This window comes from Corynebacterium ulcerans (genome assembly GCF_000767685.1).
Taxonomy (GTDB): Bacteria; Actinomycetota; Actinomycetes; order Mycobacteriales; family Mycobacteriaceae; genus Corynebacterium; species Corynebacterium ulcerans.
The window spans coordinates 1,260,464-1,282,576 of record NZ_CP009622.1; the positions used below are offsets into that span (position 1 = coordinate 1,260,464).

Annotated in this window: 18 protein-coding genes; 7 read left to right on the forward strand and 11 right to left on the reverse strand. The window is 51.3% G+C overall.

Going from position 1 to position 22,113, the window contains the following annotated elements:
- Window positions 1–132 precede the first annotated feature (132 nt).
- Together CULFRC11_RS05740 and CULFRC11_RS05745 are read right to left on the reverse strand one after the other, a co-directional pair.
- Window positions 133–1,875: a DIP1281 family NlpC/P60 protein gene (locus CULFRC11_RS05740; protein WP_023635718.1), complete on the reverse strand. Its 1,743-nt coding sequence runs from the start codon at window positions 1,873–1,875 to the stop codon at window positions 133–135.
- 576 nt (window positions 1,876–2,451) lie between these two features.
- Entirely contained in the window at window positions 2,452–2,964 is a 513-nt protein-coding gene (locus tag CULFRC11_RS05745) for an Rv1476 family membrane protein (protein ID WP_230478273.1), read from the reverse strand.
- Between the two features lie 379 nt (window positions 2,965–3,343).
- On the opposite strand from CULFRC11_RS05745, the gene can reads away from it, so the two are divergent.
- The 5 genes from can (at window position 3,344) to CULFRC11_RS05770 (ending at window position 9,331) form a co-directional block, all read left to right on the forward strand.
- Window positions 3,344–6,151: an aconitate hydratase gene (gene can, locus CULFRC11_RS05750; RefSeq protein WP_031270296.1), complete on the forward strand. Its 2,808-nt coding sequence runs from the start codon at window positions 3,344–3,346 to the stop codon at window positions 6,149–6,151.
- Window positions 6,152–6,247: 96 nt separating this feature from the next.
- The gene (locus CULFRC11_RS05755) at window positions 6,248–6,826 is read left to right on the forward strand and encodes a TetR/AcrR family transcriptional regulator (RefSeq protein ID WP_013911513.1); all 579 of its coding nucleotides are present in this window, start codon (window positions 6,248–6,250) and stop codon (window positions 6,824–6,826) included.
- A 77-nt stretch (window positions 6,827–6,903) separates the two neighbouring features.
- Window positions 6,904–7,623 carry a glutamine amidotransferase gene (locus tag CULFRC11_RS05760; RefSeq protein WP_023635721.1) on the forward strand — a complete coding sequence of 240 codons (720 nt, stop codon included), beginning with the start codon at window positions 6,904–6,906 and terminating at the stop codon, window positions 7,621–7,623.
- Window positions 7,624–7,675: 52 nt separating this feature from the next.
- A complete protein-coding gene (locus CULFRC11_RS05765) occupies window positions 7,676–7,945 on the forward strand; it encodes an ACT domain-containing protein (protein WP_013241939.1) in 270 nt (89 codons plus the stop codon).
- 21 nt (window positions 7,946–7,966) lie between these two features.
- Complete coding sequence (locus CULFRC11_RS05770) at window positions 7,967–9,331, forward strand: PFL family protein (RefSeq protein ID WP_023635722.1); 1,365 nt, start codon at window positions 7,967–7,969, stop codon at window positions 9,329–9,331.
- Window positions 9,332–9,392: 61 nt separating this feature from the next.
- Here the strand turns inward: CULFRC11_RS05770 and CULFRC11_RS05775 are convergent, their stop codons facing one another.
- Window positions 9,393–9,602 carry a hypothetical protein gene (locus tag CULFRC11_RS05775; protein ID WP_023635723.1) on the reverse strand — a complete coding sequence of 70 codons (210 nt, stop codon included), beginning with the start codon at window positions 9,600–9,602 and terminating at the stop codon, window positions 9,393–9,395.
- Between the two features lie 153 nt (window positions 9,603–9,755).
- Between CULFRC11_RS05775 and CULFRC11_RS05780 the strand changes: the two genes are divergently transcribed.
- On the forward strand, window positions 9,756–10,865 hold the full coding sequence (locus tag CULFRC11_RS05780) for an ATP-binding protein (protein WP_023635724.1): 1,110 nt from the start codon (window positions 9,756–9,758) through the stop codon (window positions 10,863–10,865).
- A gap of 332 nt (window positions 10,866–11,197) precedes the next feature.
- Window positions 11,198–13,432 (forward strand): DUF5979 domain-containing protein, encoded by a 2,235-nt coding sequence (locus CULFRC11_RS05785; protein ID WP_080742803.1) that lies wholly within the window; start codon window positions 11,198–11,200, stop codon window positions 13,430–13,432.
- A 183-nt stretch (window positions 13,433–13,615) separates the two neighbouring features.
- On the opposite strand, the gene CULFRC11_RS05790 is transcribed toward CULFRC11_RS05785, so the two are convergent.
- From CULFRC11_RS05790 to CULFRC11_RS05825, 8 genes are all read right to left on the reverse strand, one after another.
- A complete protein-coding gene (locus tag CULFRC11_RS05790; RefSeq protein ID WP_023635734.1) occupies window positions 13,616–15,247 on the reverse strand; it encodes an ABC-F family ATP-binding cassette domain-containing protein in 1,632 nt (543 codons plus the stop codon).
- A 110-nt stretch (window positions 15,248–15,357) separates the two neighbouring features.
- On the reverse strand, window positions 15,358–15,837 hold the full coding sequence (locus CULFRC11_RS05795; RefSeq protein ID WP_023635735.1) for a metal-sulfur cluster assembly factor: 480 nt from the start codon (window positions 15,835–15,837) through the stop codon (window positions 15,358–15,360).
- Complete coding sequence (gene sufU, locus CULFRC11_RS05800; protein WP_014525806.1) at window positions 15,834–16,283, reverse strand: Fe-S cluster assembly sulfur transfer protein SufU; 450 nt, start codon at window positions 16,281–16,283, stop codon at window positions 15,834–15,836. Before sufU ends, CULFRC11_RS05795 begins: the two co-directional genes overlap by 4 nt.
- Entirely contained in the window at window positions 16,280–17,569 is a 1,290-nt protein-coding gene (locus CULFRC11_RS05805; protein ID WP_038620577.1) for a cysteine desulfurase, read from the reverse strand. Before CULFRC11_RS05805 ends, sufU begins: the two co-directional genes overlap by 4 nt.
- Window positions 17,566–18,324: a Fe-S cluster assembly ATPase SufC gene (sufC, locus tag CULFRC11_RS05810; protein WP_023635737.1), complete on the reverse strand. Its 759-nt coding sequence runs from the start codon at window positions 18,322–18,324 to the stop codon at window positions 17,566–17,568. Before sufC ends, CULFRC11_RS05805 begins: the two co-directional genes overlap by 4 nt.
- 113 nt (window positions 18,325–18,437) lie before the next feature.
- Complete coding sequence (gene sufD / locus CULFRC11_RS05815) at window positions 18,438–19,619, reverse strand: Fe-S cluster assembly protein SufD (RefSeq protein WP_023635738.1); 1,182 nt, start codon at window positions 19,617–19,619, stop codon at window positions 18,438–18,440.
- A 5-nt stretch (window positions 19,620–19,624) separates the two neighbouring features.
- Window positions 19,625–21,079: a Fe-S cluster assembly protein SufB gene (sufB, locus tag CULFRC11_RS05820; RefSeq protein WP_013911567.1), complete on the reverse strand. Its 1,455-nt coding sequence runs from the start codon at window positions 21,077–21,079 to the stop codon at window positions 19,625–19,627.
- Complete coding sequence (locus CULFRC11_RS05825; protein ID WP_023635739.1) at window positions 21,076–21,849, reverse strand: helix-turn-helix transcriptional regulator; 774 nt, start codon at window positions 21,847–21,849, stop codon at window positions 21,076–21,078. The genes sufB and CULFRC11_RS05825 overlap by 4 nt, the downstream gene beginning before the upstream one ends.
- Window positions 21,850–22,113: the final 264 nt, after the last annotated feature.

A 22,113-nucleotide genomic window follows, 5' to 3' on the forward strand; every position in this document is an offset into this window, starting at 1 on the left:
AACACCGTTCTAGATCACAGGAGAAATTAAGAAAGAGGAACTGTCGCGTTCCTGGAACATAAACCAACCCCAGAGGTAGAGATTGATTCCTCAATTCCACTTCTGGGGCGTTTAAAACTGCTGTACACCTACTTAGATCAGGCGCACTGCATATGGGCTCATACCAGACCATCGCACGGGTGAGATCCGTACTGTAGAACCCGACTGTGGGGCTTCCAACATTGTTCCATCACCCAGGTAAATGGCAACGTGGTTTTCCGCATTAGGACCATAGAAGATCAGGTCACCTCGCTCCATCTCTGAAGGACTGATCTTTGTCCCCTTCTGATATTGGTAACCAGAATAGTGAGGGAGCGCGATGCCGACACCTGCGAAAGCGTAAAGCGTGAGACCTGAGCAGTCAAAACCGACTTTATTGTAGTCACCATAGGAGTCAGCTACTCCACCATCGCGAATACCCAATGTGGGGCCACTTGCATTGCCACCACCCCAGGCATACTCAGTTCCGATATAAGCTTGAGCTCGAGAGATGACAGTCTCAATTTTTGCAGAACGACTAGCATTCCCAGCCGCTGCCGTTGCTTTTTTAGTGAGCGTGTCTAAAGTCTCTGGCTGCACAACATCCAGGTCCTGCAGTACGGAATCGCCGTTAGCGGCATCCACTGCCTGCGGAGACTGTACCGTATTGAGCCCGTTGCCGGTCTGAGAGTTATTAAGCGAAGCATGGTCCGGCATGGCAGCTTGGATAAGCGCCTCAGCTGCCGTCGCGGATGCCGTGTTTGCATCCCGACGAGTCTGCTGTGCACGCTCCTGAGCCACAGCCCGCTGTTCTGCTTCTCTTCTCGCCGCTGCAGCTTCCTCGGCAGCCTGCGCAGCTCGAGCCTCAGCTTCCTTACGAGATTTCTCTTCAGCAGCTTCCCTAGCAGCCTTCGCCGCAGCCTCAGCAGCGATACGAGCAGCCTCTTCTTTAGCCCTCTGTGCAGCTTCGGCCTCTTGACGCGCCTTCTCTGCCGCAGCGGCTTCTTCTTCCGCCTTCTTACGAGCGGCTTCAGCTTCCCTATACTCTTTGTACTCGTTGCGCTGATTGTTCAGATGAGAGACATTACCCCGCGCAGCATCAAGTTCGCGTTGAGCCTCATCTCGGTGAGCAACAAGCTCGGCACGCTTACGTAGGTTGTCTTCGAGTTTGGCACTGGAATCGTCGATAGCCTGTTGCGCTGTCGCTTTAGCGCTTTCAGCAGCCTTTTCACGCTGCTCCGCGAGATTCCTAGCCTCGCGCAACCGTGATTCCTCATTCGCCTGTTCAGTACGGAGACGATCAAGCTTATCGACAGCCTCCCGCTGCTTCTCCGCATTGGTACGTAGATATGTTTGCCGGTCTAGTGCGTCCTCAGATGCAGCTTTTCCAGCAACGCCTGCAACACCGCTGGGGGCTGCCCCTTTACGATACGCACTCCGAGAGATCTCATCTAATACCTTTTGAGCATTAACGATCTCCGATTGAGTCTCATCAAGGCGAGAACGTGCAACTGAAACACCATCGCGCGCCTGCTGAGCAGAGCTCTGGGCATCGTGATAGTCCACAAGCGCTTTATTTACGGCTTCTCGCAAACCGCCCATTTCCATTTCCAGGCTGGCGATCTGGCTATCAGAAGTAGATAAGGAAGCTGCCAGGCCAGAGACTTTGCCTTCTGCTTGCCCGACCGCCCCATTAGCTTCGGCGATCTCCGAGTCAGAAGGATTTACCGGCTCGGCATATACAGGCGTGATGCTTCCAATACATGCGGCGATAACACCTGACGCAACAATAATGCGAGCTTTCCCTAACGCACTAACTCTGGCGGTATAGCCGCGGCGTGAAGCGAAATTGGTCACGAGTTCTCCTGTCAGTCTCCAAAACGCGACGGAAAAACCGCACACATCTATATCCCAGCACAAAACCAGGAGGAAACAGCTTTCTATTTAAACGACTCGCGAACCAACGTTGAGATCGTGACCAACCTCTTCCTCCGCGTGCTTCCCCACATGCGTGATTTCAGCTAGGTCAAGTGTCTTGAGTCGACTCGCGAGTCAACAATTGAACCATAAAGCACTTTTTCCACTTTGTCTTCATCTTTTCCTTTAGCCCAACCCGTACCCTAAAACCACTTCAGTCACAGTCACGCGCTTGACCTGCAAACTCTACAACCACACATTCATTTTGTTATTTACGTCACAAATTGATCCATTGTTGCGTGTCGAACGAAAAATGTGGGATTTGGGTGCATTCAATCCATTTTCAATCATCTATAAAGTCAAGCCATTAGCCCTGACAAAATATGAAACCACCCAGACCGGATCGAAAAAATGAACACATCACAAAGTCCCCCGCGAGGCATAAATAAACACCCTTATAAATCAAGGGGAATGACTTGATTTATAAGGGTGTTTGCAGAGATCTACCTCACGGAATTAACCACAACGACGCTGCGAGATGAATGTTCCAGCAATCGCCAGAAAAACAACCAGCATAGACACAAGACCAATGGGAAGTAGCGGAATAGTTTCGTGCTCCAAATTCGCAGCCAGCTGAGTGACCCCTACTACATAATCCGGCTCGGAAAAAAACTGATGCTGCACCGTCTCCAGCTCCGCCCTACTATGCCCTTTACTTACTATGGCCCCAGTGTGAGGGGAACGTACGGCCACCGTTGAGACTTCACCATCGACGGAAAGTCGATTAAGAAGCTCCTGCGCCAGGTCCCTCAAATCGGCTGGATGTTCGGGGGTCTGGTCAACCACGGCAATAGCAAGTCCCCGCCCCTGGGTGGCGTCGATAAGCTTCTCACGCACTTCAGCGTTGGGAGTCTGTAAAGCTACACCACTTGCCTTTAGTTCAGCTTCATAGACATTGACATCAATCCCCTGCGGCAGCATTGTCCCTCCAGTATTTCCGTGATTATTAGCTAGAGCCCTAGGTGTCAAATATAACAAGGTCCCCCGCACAACCTAGGAACGAAGGGCATCTATCAGATAACAGGGATACGGGACCCAGCTCTAAAGAAAAATTAAACCTTCATCTTCAGTTCATCTTCACCCCTGCTTGTGAATTCACTTTGGGACTCATGAAGCTTAATAACCGCCACGAGGGGGTGAAAATAACAACACACAGTCTGAAACATTGGCCAACAGAACGCCCGTACTGTTAGAATGTGCGTTAGGCGACGTCATATCCATACACCGTTTCGAAGGCACAGGAGACGGGTGACGACGACAATATGATCCGCTGCTGATACCGGCCCAAAGCACTACGCAGCAGCTGTGAACAGAAGAAACTGATCACTATTTGGAAGTGGAGCTCACCGTGACTGAAAGCAAGAACTCCTTCAACGCCAAGCAGACGCTTGAGGTTGGCAACAAGTCTTATGATTACTTCGCGCTCAATGCAGTTGAAGGAATGGAGAATCTGCCTTACTCCCTGAAGGTTCTCGGGGAGAATCTTCTGCGCACAGAAGACGGCGCAAACATCACCGCCGACCACATCAACGCCATCGCCAACTGGGATCCCAGCGCTGAGCCAAGCATCGAGATTCAGTTCACCCCCGCGCGTGTTTTGATGCAGGACTTCACCGGTGTTCCCTGTGTTGTTGACCTAGCAACCATGCGGGAAGCAGTTAAGACCCTGGGCGGCGACCCTGATGATGTCAACCCTCTCAACCCTGCCGAGATGGTTATCGACCACTCAGTTATCGTTGAGGCTTTCGGTTCTCACGACGCACTGGCTAAAAACGTAGAAATTGAGTACGAGCGCAACGCAGAGCGCTACCAGTTCCTACGTTGGGGCTCCAAGTCCTTCTCCAACTTCCGCGTGGTTCCTCCCGGAACCGGCATTGTCCACCAGGTAAATATTGAAAACCTCGCACGCGTTGTTTTTGACAATGAAGGCGTGGCCTACCCTGATACCTGTATCGGCACCGATTCGCACACCACGATGGAAAACGGCCTCGGCATTCTCGGCTGGGGTGTCGGTGGCATCGAAGCTGAAGCAGCTATGCTTGGCCAGCCAGTCTCAATGCTCATCCCTCGCGTTGTCGGTTTTAAGCTTACTGGTGAAATCCCAACGGGCGTGACCGCAACCGACGTTGTGCTTACCATCACCGAAATGCTCCGTGAGCACGGTGTGGTTCAAAAGTTCGTTGAATTCTACGGCAACGGTGTTAAGTCCGTTCCGCTTGCTAACCGCGCAACCATCGGCAACATGTCACCAGAATTCGGCTCTACCTGTGCGATCTTCCCGATCGACGAAGAAACCGTCAAGTACCTTCGTCTTACCGGACGCCCTGAAGAGCAGATCGCTCTCGTGGAGGCATACGCCAAGGCTCAAGGCATGTGGCTTGATCAGGACGCACCAGAGGCTCAGTATTCCGAGTACCTAGAGCTAGACCTTGGTACGGTTGTCCCTTCGATCGCCGGCCCCAAGCGTCCACAGGACCGCATCCTGCTCACCGAGGCTAAAGAGCAATTCCGTAAAGATCTTCCTGATTACTGTTCGGCAGAGCCTGCTGATGAGTCTCTACCCGCAAAGCGCATGGACGCCGAGGGCGCAGTACAAGAAGACGGTGACTCCAACGTTAACTACAACGCTTCCCGTTCAGGCAACGGCGAGTCTGCTGCTGCAGGCGCGGCCGGCCGTCAGTCCAACCCTGTAGTGGTGACATCTCCAAACGGCGGCGAGTACACACTCGATCATGGCATGGTTGCTATCGCTTCCATTACCTCCTGCACTAACACCTCTAACCCATCCGTCATGATTGGTGCGGGTCTGATCGCGCGTAAGGCCGCAGAAAAGGGACTCAAAGCTAAGCCATGGGTCAAGACCATTTGTGCGCCTGGTTCCCAGGTAGTCGACGGCTACTACCGCCGCGCTGATCTCTGGAAAGATCTTGAAGCTCTGGGCTTCTACCTCTCCGGCTTTGGTTGCACCACGTGTATCGGCAACTCTGGCCCACTTCCAGAAGAGATTTCCACTGCAATCAACGAGCACGACTTGACCGCAACCGCTGTCCTGTCCGGTAACCGCAACTTCGAAGGCCGTATTTCCCCCGATGTCAAGATGAATTACCTGGCATCCCCGATCATGGTCATCGCTTATGCTATCGCGGGAACAATGGACTTTGACTTTGAGACTCAAGCGCTCGGCAAAGACCAGGACGGAAATGATGTCTTCCTCAAGGACATCTGGCCCTCTACTGAAGAGATCGAGTCCACCATCGAGTCTGCTATCTCTCGTGAGCTCTATGAAGCTGACTACGCCGATGTGTTCAAGGGTGACGAACAGTGGCAAAACCTCCCCACTCCAGAAGGCAAGACTTTTGAGTGGGACGAGTCCTCTACCTACATCCGCAAGGCGCCTTACTTTGACGGCATGACTCTGGAGACCTCCCCGGTCACCGATATCAAGGGTGCCCGCGTTCTAGCCAAGCTAGGCGACTCCGTAACCACCGACCACATCTCCCCTGCGTCGTCCATCAAGCCAGGAACTCCTGCTGCACAATATCTGGACGCCAATGGCGTATCGCGCAATGATTACAACTCTTTGGGATCTCGCCGCGGTAACCACGAGGTCATGATGCGAGGCACTTTTGCCAACATCCGCCTACAGAACCAGCTAGTAGACGTCGCAGGCGGTTATACGCGAGACTTCACACAAGATGGCGCACCTCAGGCCTTTATTTTCGACGCATGCGAAAACTACAAGGCCGCTGGCGTTCCGCTGGTTGTCCTAGGCGGAAAAGAGTACGGTACCGGTTCATCGCGTGACTGGGCCGCAAAGGGTACTAACCTCCTCGGAGTCAAAGCTGTTATCACCGAGTCCTTCGAACGTATTCACCGCTCTAACCTCATTGGTATGGGCGTGATTCCACTGCAGTTCCCTGAAGGCGAGTCTCATGCAAGCCTCGGCTTGGATGGCACTGAGGTCTTTGACATCGAAGGCATCGAAGAGCTGAACAACGGAGTTACTCCAAAGACCGTTCATGTAACGGCTACAAAGGATTCCGGCGATAAGGTTGAATTCGATGCAGTCGTTCGTATCGATACACCAGGTGAGGCTGATTACTACCGTAACGGCGGTATCCTGCAATTCGTGCTCCGCCAGATGATTAAAGGCTAGTGTGCAGTCTTAATCATTTAGGATCATGAACTTCGAGGACTCCATTCTCGTTGAGTGGAGTCCTCGGTTCTTTAGACCAGATGGAAGGGGTCCTTCGTGCCCGTTGTAAGTAGCACCGAACTGACGTTGCGTCGCCAAGAGATCCTAGAAGGGGCTCGCAGGTGTTTCGCCGAGCACGGCTACGAGGGAGCGACCGTACGTCGTTTAGAAGAGACCATCGGGAAGTCTCGCGGCGCGATTTTTCATCATTTCAGCGACAAAGAAAATCTTTTTCTGGCGTTAGCGCGAGAAGACGCTGCGCGGATGGCAGAAGTTGTTGCAGAAAACGGTTTGGTTGAAGTCATGCGAGACATGCTTGACCATCCAGAACGCCACGATTGGCTAGCCACGCGGCTAGAGATCACCAAAATGCTCCGCACGGATCCGGCTTTTAGAGCTCGGTGGCAAGAGCATCAACGAGTGTTAGATGAAGCAGTAGTGACTCGCCTTGAGCGGAATGCGCATTTAGGAAGAATGCGTGACGACGTTCCCATACAGGTTCTTCACACCTACCTGGAAACAGTGATGGATGGCTTTATTTCCCGACTAGCCTCCGGGACCGCTACAGAAGATCTTGATCAAGTACTCGACCTTGTAGAAGAAACTGTGCGTTCTCACTCAAAGCCTACGTCGTAGGGCCCCACGCCAGACAAATCACATGATCACGGCACAGCATTCTGAAACTCTAGACCAAGTAGTCTAGAGTTTCTTCTATGGTCTCCGTTCTCTTAGTTTCTCCACGGTCTGGCGAGTCAGTGGCACACGCTGAATACAACGATGTCCTTCGCGCCACGGGCCTTTCTCCCGAACAGCTCACGCAGCGAATGCTGGATACCGCCGAAGCAACCGTGGGGTCTTTGGAAGGATTTGACGGAGTAATTGTCGGTGGTAGTCCGCTCAACGTTACCAACGATTCCTATGACCAATGGCAGATTCAAGTCCATTCAGAGTTACAGAAGCTTATCGACGCCCCTCTCCCAGCGTTTTTTATCTGTTACGGTACGGCGCTTGCTGTATCCCTGACAGGCGGAACCGTCGAGCGTTCACACCCTGAAGCATCTGGACCTACGATCGTTCAGCTCACTGTTGAGGGAAAACAAGACAGAATCACCCGCGATCTTCCCGCAGAGTTTAGCTCGCTCACCGGACACACAGAAAGTGCTGAGAGCCTCGGACACGGGGTTACATTATTAGCTACGGGACCCACTTGTCCGATCCAGATGGTTCGAATTAACAGCTCCACATGGGCGTGCCAGTTTCATGCAGAAATGGATGCCGCCGCGATGAAAACACGTATGGATTTCTATTTTGACTATGGGTATTTCACCCCCGAAGATTACGATTCCATCGTTGCGATGCTCCCCCATATTGACACGACGCATTCCAACAAAGTGCTACAAAATTTTGTTGAGGTCTGCCGGAACAACCGCTAGGTAACTCTCCCCCGAAAGATCCGCTTATGCGACCTCCCGCTAAGATAGCGTCATGTTCGCCATTATTTCCGTCACCGGTGCAGATCACACCGGAATCATTGCTGCAGTCGCTACCAAATGTGCAGAGCTTGAAATCAATATTAATAATGTGTCGCAGACAATCATGGATGGCTATTTCACCATGATTCTCCACGTCTCCTTTGACGATTCCGCGACAGACATCGCCACGATTCAAGAGCACATGGCAGGAGTGGAAAAGGATCAAAATCTGGTCATCCGGATTCAGTCCCAAGCCATTTTCGATGCTATGAACACAATCTAGCTCCTGAGGAACTTCAGACACATGACTACGCTTCATTCAAGCAGCAATATCTTGGAAACAATCGAGATGATTGAAAAGTATCGTCTTGATATCCGCACCGTGACTATGGGCATCAGCCTTCTAGATTGTGTCCGGGGAACGATGGAGGATACATGCGATGCGATTTATAATAAGATCACAACCGTAGCCAAAGATCTGGTATCCGAGTGTGAAGGTATCGAGCGCGAACTCGGGATCCCAATCGTCAACAAACGCATTTCCGTAACGCCCGTGGCCCTCATTGCTGCAGCTGTCGATGGCAGCCCTGTAGAAATTGCGAAGGCTCTCGATCGAGCGGCAAAGGCAGTGGGAGTCAACTTTATTGGCGGCTACTCCGCATTAGTCGAAAAGGGCATGACCTCAGGAGATAAGAAGCTTATTGATTCCATCCCTGAGGCGCTGACTGTCACGGACGTTGTTTGCTCTTCCGTGAATATTGGTTCCTCCCGCGCCGGCATCAACATGGATGCGGTAAGGGAAATGGGCAGGGTAATTAAAGAAGCAGCAGAACTGACTAAAGATAACAGTGCAATTGCTTGCGCTAAATTGGTCGTTTTTGCCAATGCAGTGGGCGATAACCCATTTATGGCCGGAGCTTTCCATGGTGTGGAAGAGCCAGACTGCGTGGTAAGCGTCGGTGTGTCTGGCCCTGGCGTTGTGGACAGGGCGCTTGGCTCTCTTGATGGAGCTAGCTTGGACCAGGTTGCAGAAGCCATTAAAAAGGCTGCTTTTAAAATCACCCGTGCAGGCCAACTGGTAGGAAATATGGCGTCCGAACGACTGGGAGTTCCTTTTGGCATCGTGGATCTCTCGCTGGCACCAACCGCGGAACTAGGTGATTCTGTTGCACACATTATGGAGCACATGGGACTCGATCAAGTAGGAACTCATGGAACAACCGCGGCTCTTGCGCTGCTTAATGATGCTGTTAAAAAGGGCGGTATGATGGCATGCTCCCGTGTGGGAGGACTCTCCGGCTCTTTCATCCCTGTTTCAGAAGACAAGGGCATGATCGATGCAGTACGCGCTGGAAATATTTCCGTGGATAAACTCGAAGCAATGACAGCGATCTGTTCGGTGGGCCTAGACATGATTGCTATTCCTGGAGATACCTCGGCAGAGCTGATTTCTGGCATGATCGCCGACGAAGCTGCAATCGGCGTCATGAACCATAAGACCACAGCCGTCCGCGTAATCCCTGTTCCTGGTACTCATCCTGGCGATGAAGTTAACTTTGGCGGCCTCCTGGGATACGCCCCGGTTATCCCCGTATCCACCGTTGATAATTCTGCCTTTATCCAGCGCGGTGGTTTCATCCCCGCTCCGGTACATGGTTTTAGGAACTAATCTTTTCTTCTAGCTTTATAGTGTGCTGAGTACCGCTATCCACCGATAGCTGCTCAGCACACTACTTTTTTATTCCGAAAGCCAAAAAAGCTGGTGCGCCCAGTCCCCCTATAAACGTAACTGGTAGCCACAACCATTTAGATCCCATTATTTTTTGAGCTGGAAGATGATAGAGAAAATGCCATGCAGCAGCCTTGCCTATCGCGTCCGCAACTAAAACAGAAATAACGATTTTTTGTTCAGTAGAGTTTAGGGTGAACCACTTTTTCATTTTCTTTCCATTCCATCGTGGCTATCGCCAACTAAGAAGCATCCTGTTGTATCCAATACTACGGGGTTCTTTTAGTTACCAACAGAGATTTACCTACAAAACCTACAAGCGACTTTATTACCTACAAAACCTACATCGGATACACTTAGGGATATGCGCAACCCTTTCCGCCCTAGCTTTGGAGTCAACCCCCTTGTTGTTGCCGGAAGAACTTCCATCGTGGATAACTTCGGCTTTGCACTAAGAGAAGGCATTGGCGCTCCCTATCGCTTCATACTTATTAGCGGGACTCGTGGAACCGGCAAAACCGTTCTCCTCAATCAACTAGAAGCAGAGGCCAAGGAATTGCAGTGGGAATGCGTTCGCGCCCGCGCGTCCGACCATGAACACCACGAGCTCATTCATGTCTCATTGCCACAGCTGCTTAAACAAGGACAACCTCGCGGGCCACATATAGGAGTTTCGGGCGTATCCATTGCCAATATTGGAGGGATAACCTTTGACAAGCCTTCTCAGTTGCCACCGCAGGTGTCGTTATGGTCGATAATGAATGATGTTGCAAAAGACCTCACTGCAAGAGGATCTGGCCTTTTGATCACAATGGATGAGGTGCAATCAGCATCACCCGAATCACTTCATTTCCTCATGGATGCCATCCAAGACTGCGTACGTAATGAATACAATATCGCGTTGGCCGTGGCGGGACTGCCGCTTGAGATATCAAAACTCCTTGCACATGAGGGAACCACATTCCTTCGTCGCGCAATGCATATCCCGATAGAAGCTTTGAATAATGATGATGTTCGCACAGCCATTGCCCAAACGGTCAGGCAGGGCGGAAAGGACATCGACAATCAGGCACTTAACACTCTTACCTACGCATGCCATGGGTACGCCTACCTCATTCAACTATGTGGTTCGATTGCATGGACCATGGCGGGATCTCATAACATATCTGAAGAGCACGTCAACAGATCCCTCCCCTTAGTCATCGAGCGCATGGGACAACAAGTTCATATGCCAGCGATGAAGGGCATCCCCTATCGTGAGATGCAATTCCTTATCAAACTTGCGGAATCTGAAGGGCCTGCCAATTTTAATGAACTGGGAGCCGAACTAGGTATACCAGGAAGCCAGCCTTCTACATATCGTAGGCGACTCCTTGACCGTGGCGTTATAGTTGCCACGGGGCGCGGACGCGCAGACTTTGCTCTCCCCTACCTGCGCGAGCACTTGAGGCTCAATGCCGAACAGTACCTGTAGCTGCTTGCGATTAAGTCAGTCATCACAGGTTGCGAATATTCAGCTTCCATGCGGGGTACCACCACTGGGGAAACAACCCAAAAACCTGTACCCGACATTCTCAGAAACCCCCGAATGAGAGCACGGGGGCCCTTAATATCACCCTTTCATTAGGGAAATAAATATTTTTCAGTGCCTTAATGTTGGTTTGTTGTCATGTCCCTATAAAAGTAGGCTACATATAAGACATCAACGAAAAAACATTTATTTTGCGTTGTCTCCCCCATTTAAATCTGAAGAAAATCTCAATTATTTTATTACCCATTCTTTCAAGGATGGCGATATGGAAAATTATGATGCTTACTAATGTAAAGCACGCCTCAGCCAAACGATTAACAAAAAACCCTTGGCTTAGTGTGCTGCTCGCCTTGCTTCTCATTGCAAGTTTCTCCCCTCTCCTAGCACAATCGCCTTCAGCTGCTGCACAAGAAACGTGTACAGGTGGTAGCTGGTCGAATATCAAATGGAAAGACGATAGTCCGAACATCAAGGACGGCAAATACGTAGGTCCGAGCGGATTTGCAGAAGTCCAATTTGATTGGAAAGCCAACAAAGACGCCAAAGCTGGCGATACTATTACTTTCACCCTTCCAAAAGAATTAAAAGCTGTGAACACTGGAACAGTTGCTCTTCGGGATAAAACTGGTGAGGTTGTTGCTACTGGTACGTGGTCCGGTAAAACTTTCGTTATCAAACTGACCGATTTTCAAAGTCATAACTTCAATGTGGAAGGCACCGCGTTCGTCTCTGTCTCATGGGACACTAACCAGAATTTTGACGGAGCCCTAAACTTCACCGGCTGCAATACTGGGAGCTTGTCAGGAAAATTTGAGCAGCGCGAGGGTGGGCTTTTCCACGATGACTCAAAAATCGGTGAATACACCGGTTACGATGAAAAGACTGGCAACTACAAAATCCAGTGGTCAGTAGGAATCGATCCTAAAAAGCATCAAAGCGACAATCATCGGGTTATTGTCACAGATAAAGCCCCTGAGGGGTGGAAGTTTACCTGTGACGCGAACGACACTAGCGGCTACTATCCAGTCTTTGTATCTTCCTTTATTCAGGGAGCAAATGGCCAAGCCCAACCTATCAAACATGCGATTTATGATGCTGGCGGGTACGCCAGTGCTGGCAATATTATTGGTGTTACTAATTTAAAAAATGAAGCAGCTCAATCAGGATATAATTACACAATTAACTGCACTCCGGGCGAAGTTTCCATTGAATTCCCACGTGGTTTGTACGAGCAGTCCGGTCCGGTGCTAACGCTTACGGCAGTAACAAAGACCAAGCCTGCTCCAGGTAGCATCGTGACGAACAAGGCCACAATCGACAATGTTGAGGTCGAAGGACACGTTCGTTTCCCCAACGCTGGTGGTCTAGGGCGCGGCAGCAAAGGTGGTTTCACCATCGAGAAAAACGTTGTAGGCACAGAAGAAGACAAGGCCAAGGAATATACATTCGACTACCAGTGCACATCTACTGCCGGTGGAATGGATAAAAATGGCCAAGTTAAGGTAAAACACGGCGACTTCGTGCATGTTAGCAACTTAGATAAAGGTCTAAAGTGCGCAGTCAAAGAACAAGACCCAGAGGTAGGAGAAGGCCGGAAGCTTACGACATCTTGGGTTGTGATCAATAAAGATAACCAGATCAGTAGTTTCGGTTCTGTTCCCCAGGTAGAGTTCACCGTTGATGAACCATACAACGAGGCTATCCATCTGGTTGCAACCAACAAATTTGAGCAAAAGCAAACCGGTAGTTTCACCCTTAAGAAAAAGGTAGAGGGTGTAAGCACCTCAGAGAAGTTCACGTTCAAGTGGGAATGCACAGCTAACGAGAGTACAAAGATCAGCGGTGAAAAGATGCTTGCTCATGATGAGGAAGCAAAAATTGAGAATCTCCCCCTCAATTCAACTTGTAAGATCACTGAAACGCCTGTGGAACTAGAAGGTTATACACATTCGTTGAGCTGGCTAACCAATGATGAAAAGAGCGGTTCTGACAATCCGTTCGCGGTAACTCCTCGTGATAACAGCTCCGAGATAACCCCACTGGTTGTAACTGCAGTGAATAAGTACACCCCTGTGGTACCTCCTGTAGAACCGACGTCTTCATCGTCTACGACTACGCAGACCACGGAACCAACGTCCTCGTCGTCTACGACTACGCAGACCACGGAACCAACGTCCTCGTCGTCTACGACTACGCAGACCACCGAACCGACATCCTCATCGTCCACCACCACGCAGACGACACACGCTATTCCACCGATTATTCCTATCCCAATCCCTATCCCGGTCCCTACGGTATTGCCCCCGGCACCTACTGTTTCGCCCAATGCCCCAACTCCGACGGCGACCCCTCAAGCACATCCTTCCTCTACAGCTCCACAGCCAGAACGCGGTAAAGGCGTGCTGGCGAAAACAGGTGCCTCTGTAATCTGGATGGCCTTGTTAGCTGTCCTGCTAGGCAGCCTTGGCGGCGTACTGATCTACATTACAAACGCTAAAAAGAAGAAATAACTTCTAGGCACTGAATCCACTAAATGCTCGGTCCTTAGTCATCAAACTAAGGACCGAGCATTTTTATCGTTGAAAATAAACACTAGCTAAGTGGTCAAAGCTTCTATTGCCCCTCATTGGTAACAACGGTTAATGTGCATGTGTTATTCAATGAGGTTATTCGCGAAACTTTTGCAGGTCAGGCTAAGCCAGTTCGACGATCTCCATGTAGGTCTCGCTCCATAGGTCTTCGTCTCCGTCAGGAAGCACTATGACGCGTTCGGGTTCTAGGGCTCGCACCGCTCCAGGGTCGTGAGTCACAAGCACCACAGCGCCTTTATAGGTTCGGAGTGCGTCAAGTACTTGTTCACGGGAAACCGGGTCAAGGTTGTTCGTTGGCTCGTCGAGAAGCAAGACGTTTGCACGCGAAGAAACCAAGGCTGCCAGCGCCAATCGTGTCTTCTCACCACCTGATAGCGTCCCAGCAGGCTGATCGAGCTGCTCACCGGTAAACATGAAGGCACCGAGGAGACCGCGGAGGTCTTGTTCGCCGGCTTCTGGGCAAGCATCGATAGTGTTCTGCCAGACAGATTTTTGTGGATCGATGGTGTCATGTTCCTGGGCAAAATAGCCGATTTTCAAGCCATGTCCGGAAACGATTCCGCCTTCACCATCCGTTCTTTCAACACCTGCAAGAAGCTTCAGAAGAGTCGTCTTACCAGCACCGTTGAATCCTAGGACCACTACTCGGGATCCTTTATCAATGGCCAGGTCCACGCCAGCAAATACTTCCAAAGAACCGTACATCTTGGTCAACCCGGTCGCATTCAGAGGGGTTTTCCCGCAAGGTGCTGGCTCGGGGAAAGAGATGTTAGCTACTCGGTCTGCAATGCGGATCTCATCAAGGTTGCCCATCATTTTTTCGGCGCGTGCCAGCATCTGTTTAGCAGCGGCAGCTTTGGTGGCTTTCGCCCCAAGTCGAGCGGCTTGATCCTTCAACGCGGCGGCTTTCTTCTCCGCGTTGGCCCGCTCACGACGGCGACGGGCCTCGTCAGTGGCTCGCGCATCTTTGTACTTAGAAAAGCTCATGTTGTAGATGTCGGCTTCGCCGCGCACAGCATCAAGGAACCAGACTTTATTACAGACCGCATCAAGCAGTTCTACATCGTGTGAAATCATGATGAGGCCACCCTCGTGCTTGCTCAAAAAATCGCGCAGCCACGTAATGGAATCGGCATCAAGGTGGTTCGTTGGCTCGTCGAGAAGCAATGTCGTGCTTGATTTTCCAGAGCCTGCCGACGCCGCGAAAAGGATTTGCGCCAGCTCTACCCTACGGCGTTGTCCGCCAGAAAGCGTCTTGAGTGGTTGGTCAAGGATCCGTGCGGGAAGACCCAAGTTATCGCAGATGCGAGCTGCTTCAGCAGCTGCCTCATAACCGCCAAGCGCATGATAGCGTTCCTCAAGCCGCGAATACTTGCGAATAGCGGCATCGCGCTTTTTATCATCCGTTGTGGTCTCCATGATTTCTTGCTGGCGTTCCATGGAGGTTTTGATTTGATCTAATCCACGCGCAGAAAGAACACGGTCGCGCGCGGATTGATCGATATTCCCCTCTCGCGAATCTTGCGGAAGATAACCAATGTCACCACTACGAGTCACTACGCCGGCATAGGGCTCAGTCTCCCCTGCCAAAATTCGCATCGTAGTAGTTTTGCCGGCACCGTTGCGGCCAACAAGTCCAATTCGATCTCCCGGCTGTACACGAAGATGCTGGCCAGGAGCATTCAGGAGGGTTCTTGCCCCTACACGGACTTCAAAATCATTGGTCACAATCACAACGGCGGATTATATCAAGTAACCATCCTTATCCTGTAACAGGATGTTGTTCCCCGCACATCATGGGACGCAGGGGGAACATATGCGAGCTATCGCATTAGGTTAAGAACCTAAACCGAGAAACCGAGGGCACGCAATTGGTCGCGGCCATCTTCCGTAATCATATGCGGGCCCCATGGAGGCATCCACACCCAATGAATGCTCAGCGACTCTGCGATCTTGTTTCCTACAACTGCAGATTGCGCCTGATCTTCTAGGACGTCGGTAAGCGGACACGCAGGCGAGGTAAGAGTCATGTTCACGTGTGCGTGAACGCCATCTACCATCCATACGTCATATACCAGGCCGAGGTCGACAACATTGATGCCTAGTTCGGGGTCAATGACATCACGAAGATACTCTTCTACATCGCTAGCTTTAGCAATGTCTTCCTCTGATTGCTCCGGACGCAAAGCACCTGCTGCGAGATCAGATTGTTCCTCAGAAGCTGCCTCGGTAGCGGCGCCATCAGATAGGTCTTCTGCTTGGGGCTCTACCGGAGTGCCCGCTGGCTCTTCCGTGGCTTTGTTTTCTACGTGTTCTTCGTTCACTTCTTCTCCTCTAAAGCATCAGCAGTGGCAGCCTGGAATGCTTTCCACCCCAGAAGCGCACACTTCACCCGCGCAGGATATTTGGACACTCCGGCAAAGGCAATGCCATCACCGATAAGGTCTTCATCTCCTTCTACCGTTCCGCGAGACGTAATCATTCGCTCAAATTCTTCGAGCTTATCCATGGCTTCTGCGACGCTCTTGCCCACGATTTCCTCCGCCATAACAGACGTGGAAGCTTGGCTAATGGAACAGCCTTCCGCGTCATAAGAAACGTCGGCGACGGTTAAGCCATCCTCTGAAAGATGCACCCGGAGTGTGATCTCATCGCCGCAGGAAGGGTTCACATGATGAACTTCGGACTCATAAGGTTCACGCAGACCGGCATGCATCGGGTTTTTATAGTGGTCAAGGATCACTTCTTGATACATGGACTCAAGGTTCATAGTGCTCCTCCTTCCGAGGCAGTAACTCCAAAGAATTTTTTAGCCGCTTCAATCGCCTCAACGAGTCGATCAATCTCTTCTAACGTGTTGTAGAAGTAGAAAGACGCTCGTGCAGTCGATTGCGCGTTAAGCGCACGGTGCACCGGCCACGCACAGTGATGTCCAACCCGAATGCACACACCGTGATCATCAAGAACTTGTCCAAGGTCATGTGGGTGTATTCCATCGACCTTAAAACTCACAGCAGAGCCACGATCTACATTGGTCGTAGGACCGTAAATACTGAGACCATCGATGCTACTGAGACGATTGAGCGCATAGTCCGTGAGCTTATGCTCATGACGAGCAATAGCGCTCATCCCTATCTCTTGCAAAAATTTTACAGCTTCCCCCAATCCCACCACTTGGCTGGTCATCTGTGTACCGGCTTCAAATCGTTGGGGAATGTCTGCAAACGTCGTTTTTTCCATAGTCACTACGGAAATCATCGAGCCACCGGTAAGGAAAGGCGGAAGTTGTTCCAGTAACTTTCGTTTTCCATAGACCGCGCCAACGCCACTCGGTCCGCACATTTTATGACCCGAGAATGCTGCAAAATCAACATCCAGATCGTGGAAATTTATCGGCATGTGCGGGACCGACTGACACGCATCGAGGACTACAAGCGCGCCTACCTCGCGGGCACGACGCACCAGCTCTGCAACCGGCGCTACTGCCCCTGTCACATTCGACTGATGCGTAAAAGCAACCACTTTTACCGTCTGATCAAGTTCTAGAGATTCAAGATCGATACGCCCGTCTTCGGTCACCGAGTACCACTTCAACGTGGCACCCGTGCGCGCACACAATTCTTGCCAAGGCACCAAATTAGCGTGATGCTCTAGCTCTGTTACTACTACAGTGTCGCCTTCCGTGACCTGGAGGTCACCGGCTCGGGGGTCTCCCAACACGTATGCGACTAGGTTAAGGGCTTCCGTAGCGTTTTTAGTGAACGCGATTTCGTCCCACGCAGCACCAACGAACCCTGCGATCGCGGCGCGAGCGTCTTCGTAGGCATCTGTGGCTTCCTCGGCAAGTTGGTAAGCGCCCCGGTGCACAGGAGCATTAGTGTGCAAAACAAAACGCTCTTCCGCGCGCCACACCCGCTCTGGGCGTTGCGACGTTGCACCGGAGTCCAAATAGACCAAGCTTTTACCATCGCGCACAGACCGCGACAATATAGGAAACTCTTGACGCAGCCGCTGCGTATCGAGTTCTCCTGACTCAGTCAGATATGCATTGCTCATGAGAGAAAACGATCGTATCCGTTAGCCTCAAGCTCATCGGCCAGTTCCGGGCCACCCGAGGTAATAATCTGGCCGTTGGCAAAGACATGCACGAAATCAGGCTGCACATAGTTAAGGATTCGCTTATAGTGCGTAATCATCAGGATGCCGCCATTGTTTTTCTCCTGATATCGGTTAATCCCTTCAGACACAATCCGAAGTGCATCTACGTCAAGTCCAGAGTCCGTCTCATCCATGACCGCAAACTTTGGGCGCAGCAAATCCAGCTGAAGGACCTCATGGCGCTTCTTTTCACCACCGGAGAAGCCCTCATTCACAGAGCGCTCACTAAAAGCCTTGTCGATTTTCAGATCTGCTTGCGCCTGTTTTACCTCTTTAACCCACTCACGCAACTTCGGAGCTTCTCCACGCACGGCGGTAGCTGCAGAGCGTAGGAAGTTAGCCATCGAAACTCCAGGAATTTCCGTGGGGTACTGCATGGCAAGGAAAAGACCTGCGCGAGCGCGCTCATCAACGTCTAGTTCCAGGATGTTCTCGCCGTCGAGAAGCACTTCGCCTTCCGTGATCTCGTAGCGAGGGTGTCCAGCAAGGGTGTAAGCGAGGGTAGATTTACCAGAGCCGTTGGGCCCCATGATTGCATGGGTCTCGCCGGACTTGATGGTGAGGTTTACCCCCTTGAGGATTTCTTTGGGCTGCGCGGTCTCATCAGTAGGTAGTACTTGGGCATGAAGGTTCTTGATTTCCAAGGTGCTCATTGGGTTTGTTCTCTTTTCGCTTCGTGTTATGGGCGCAATTTTTAGCGTGTTGCGGGAAGAACCCGGGCTAGGCTTATCGACGTTTCCTGCGCCCTGGGATCATCCATTGAGGGTTAACGCTGCTGCAGTGTGTTGAGTTCGACGGTAATGCGTTCTTCTAAATCATTTCGAACCGACTCCACCGGAATTCTTCCAATGACTTCGGAGAAGAAGCCCCGGACAATGAGCCGGCGAGCTTCATCTTCTGGGATTCCTCGGGAACGCAAATAAAATTCTTGCTCGTCATCAAAACGGCCAACGGTTGCAGCATGGCCGGCTCCTGCGATTTCCCCTGTTTCAATCTCCAGGTTAGGAATAGCATCTGCGCGAGCGCCGTCAGTCAGAACGAGATTTCGGTTAGCCTCATAGGTATCTGTGCCCTGTGCACCAGCGCGAATAAGAACATCTCCTACCCATGTGGCATGAGCATCAGGAAGCTTGGAGTTCTTGTCGCCTTGGATTGCGCCCTTGTACAGAACGTTAGAACGACAGTTGGGAACGGCATGATCTACGAGCAACCGCTGCTCAAAGTACTGTCCATCATCGGCAAAGTACACACCGAGCATCTCAGCATCCGCGCCTGGTTCTGTAAAACGGACACGAGGAACGAGTCGCACGACTTCGCCGCCGAAAACGGCAGCGTTATGACGGAAAACAGAGTCGCGTCCCAACACCGCTTGATGTCCTGAAAGGTGAACAGCATCATCGTTCCAGGAAGCATCAACAATAACTGTCAACCGAGCACCATCGCCCACAAGGAATTCAACGTTATCCGCATGCGTACCGGAACCGGTGTAGCGCAGGTCGATAAGAGCCTCAGCATTCGTACCGACTTCCACCACCAGGTGTCCAAAGGACGTGCTGCCATCGCCTTTACCTTCTACTTCAACGCGAATCGGCTCGTGCACCACAGCACCTGCGGCAACAGTCAAGAGATTAGCCTTGTCTGCTGATGTGAAAGCTTGAGCACCAACGCGATCAATGGGAGCCCCCGTGCGTCCAACCCTAGCGTCAGTCTTCTCCACCTGCTCGTGGGTAACTCCCTGTGCTTCCTCAGGGATAGTGATGCTTACGTTGGGAGTGGTTGCCGGGGCAAAGGTGCCGTCGTGAAGCCCGCGGAGGCGGCGGAGCGAAATAAAACGCCATACTTCATCTTTGCCGCGTGGGACGTCAAAATCATTAACGTCAAAGGATGAGAATAGATCGCCTTTGTTGTTGTGAACAGTACCGCGAGACTGTTGTTGTACCTGAGACATCGGAGTTAACCCACCGACCCTTCCATCTGCAATTCGATCAGTCGGTTAAGCTCCAGCGCGTACTCCATGGGGAGTTCCTTGGCGATTGGCTCAACAAATCCACGGACAATCATCGCCATGGCCTCGTCTTCTGCGATGCCACGCGATTGTAGATAAAACAGCTGTTCCTCTGACACCTGGGACACAGTAGCTTCATGTCCGAGAGAAACGTGGTCATTACGTATGTCGTTATACGGATACGTATCAGACCTAGAGATGTTATCCACCAACAACGCATCGCACTCGACGTTGGACACCGAATGGTGTGCGTTTGCGGACACACGCACCAGGCCTCGATAAGCGGCCCGTCCGCCAGAACGAGCAACAGACTTGGAGACGATGTTTGAGGAGGTATAAGGAGCCATGTGCTGCATTTTTGCTCCGGTGTCCTGAATCTGCCCCTCACCCGCAAAAGCAGCTGAAAGAACCTCGCCCTTAGCGTGAGGGCCAACCATCCATACAGCTGGGTACTTCATGGTGATCTTGGAACCAATGTTTCCATCAACCCATTCCATAGTCGCGCCTTCTTCGACTTTGGAACGCTGAGTAACCAAATTCAAAACGTTATTGGACCAGTTCTGAATAGTGGTATAGCGGCAACGAGCATTCTTTTTAACGATGATCTCTACGACCGCTGAATGCAAAGAATCAGACTGATAAATCGGTGCCGTACATCCCTCGACGTAGTGCACATACGCGCCCTCATCAACGATGATCAAAGTGCGCTCAAACTGTCCCATGTTTTCCGTATTGATACGGAAGTAAGCCTGAAGCGGAATTTCTACGTGTACGCCCTTGGGGACGTAAACAAAGGAACCGCCTGACCATACTGCGGAGTTAAGCGCCGAGAATTTATTGTCGCCGGCAGGAACTACAGTCCCAAAATACTCGCGGAATAATTCCGGGTGCTCACGCAGAGCCGTATCCGTATCAAGGAAGATAACGCCTTGCTCTTCCAGATCCTCCCGAATCTGGTGATAGACGACCTCGGACTCGTACTGAGCCGCTACGCCGGCAACAAGGCGCTGCTTCTCCGCCTCTGGGATACCGAGCTTGTCGTAGGTATTCTTAATATCTTCCGGAAGATCATCCCAGGTTGTTGCCTGTTTTTCCGTCGACCGCACATAGTACTTAAAGTCGTCGAAATTAATAAAGGAAAGGTCTGGTCCCCATGTTGGCATGGGCTTTTTCTCAAAGGTATTGAGCGCCTTTAAGCGTTGCTCTAGCATCCATTCCGGCTCGTTCTTCTGAGCAGAAATGTAGCGAACAACGTCCTCATCCAAACCACGTCGAGCATTCTGACCTGCTTCGTCAGAGTCATGCCAGCCGTAGTTGTACGGGCCCATGGACTCGATGATCTCATCGTCAGTCGAAGGTGCAGTTACACCAAGGTTCGGTGCCTTCGGCGTCGCCTGAGTCATGAACCACTCCTTTCATTGGGAGTCTTAGTTGTGGGGGTCAGAATTGGAGTTATCGGAATGTTGGTCGTGCATATGTCATGACCTTCAGCGATTGAAGCTAGCGGTTGCACATGGTGTCCCAGCAACATCGCAATGGCCTCATGCTCGGCTTCACAGAGCTCCGGGAACTCTGCTGCAACACCGGCAATGGGGCAATGATGCTGGCATATCTGGACACCATTCGCGGCGTTGGTCAGCGTTGCGGCGTAACCGCTCTCTGAAAATGCTTCTACCAAAGCAGATGCGGCTTTTTCCAAAGAGTCAGCATCTTCCACCGTGGGGATTTCAATCCCCTCGACAATTGTTGCAACGCGCTTACGCGCAAACTCTTTCACTGCGGTTTCGCCACCAGTTTCTTTCAATGTGGCTAGCGCCTGAGCAGCCAAAGAATCATAATCATGACCAAACTGCCCGCGCCCAGCTGCTGTAAGCCTGAAGCTTTTTGCAGGGCGACCGCGAGTTTTATCACCGGCGGTTTTCCTAGGTCGAGATATTTCAGCAAGGCCTTCCTCAACCAAGATATCGACATGGCGTCGAATGCCCGTTGCAGAAAGCCCGAGGGTTTCCCCTAGTTGAGTCGCAGTGACAGGACCAGACTTGAGCATAACCAGCATGATCTGTCGACGAGTCTCGCCATCAGTACTTCGCGTTTCCGTAACAGGATGATTCACTTTTCCTGAGGCTTTTCCGCGAGAAACCGATAAACCCCGCATGGTCGGTGTGGTTCCCATAGTCTTTGTGTCACCTTCTTCCATTCCAAAAGTTTCGTTGGATAGAACGCCCTACGGGACGTTATCCGCGGACACCATTTAGCAACATTAATATGTCGGTATTCATTCCAGCAACATGGACCCACCATAAAAGTGCTGGTTAGCACACCCTAACCAACCTTTGTCCCCCTCGGCATCGCCTTTAGATTTATCAGTTAAAACTTTCTACAGTCGACAGAGAAATAATCATGTCTAAAGAAAATAACTACGGCGACCACCTTTCCC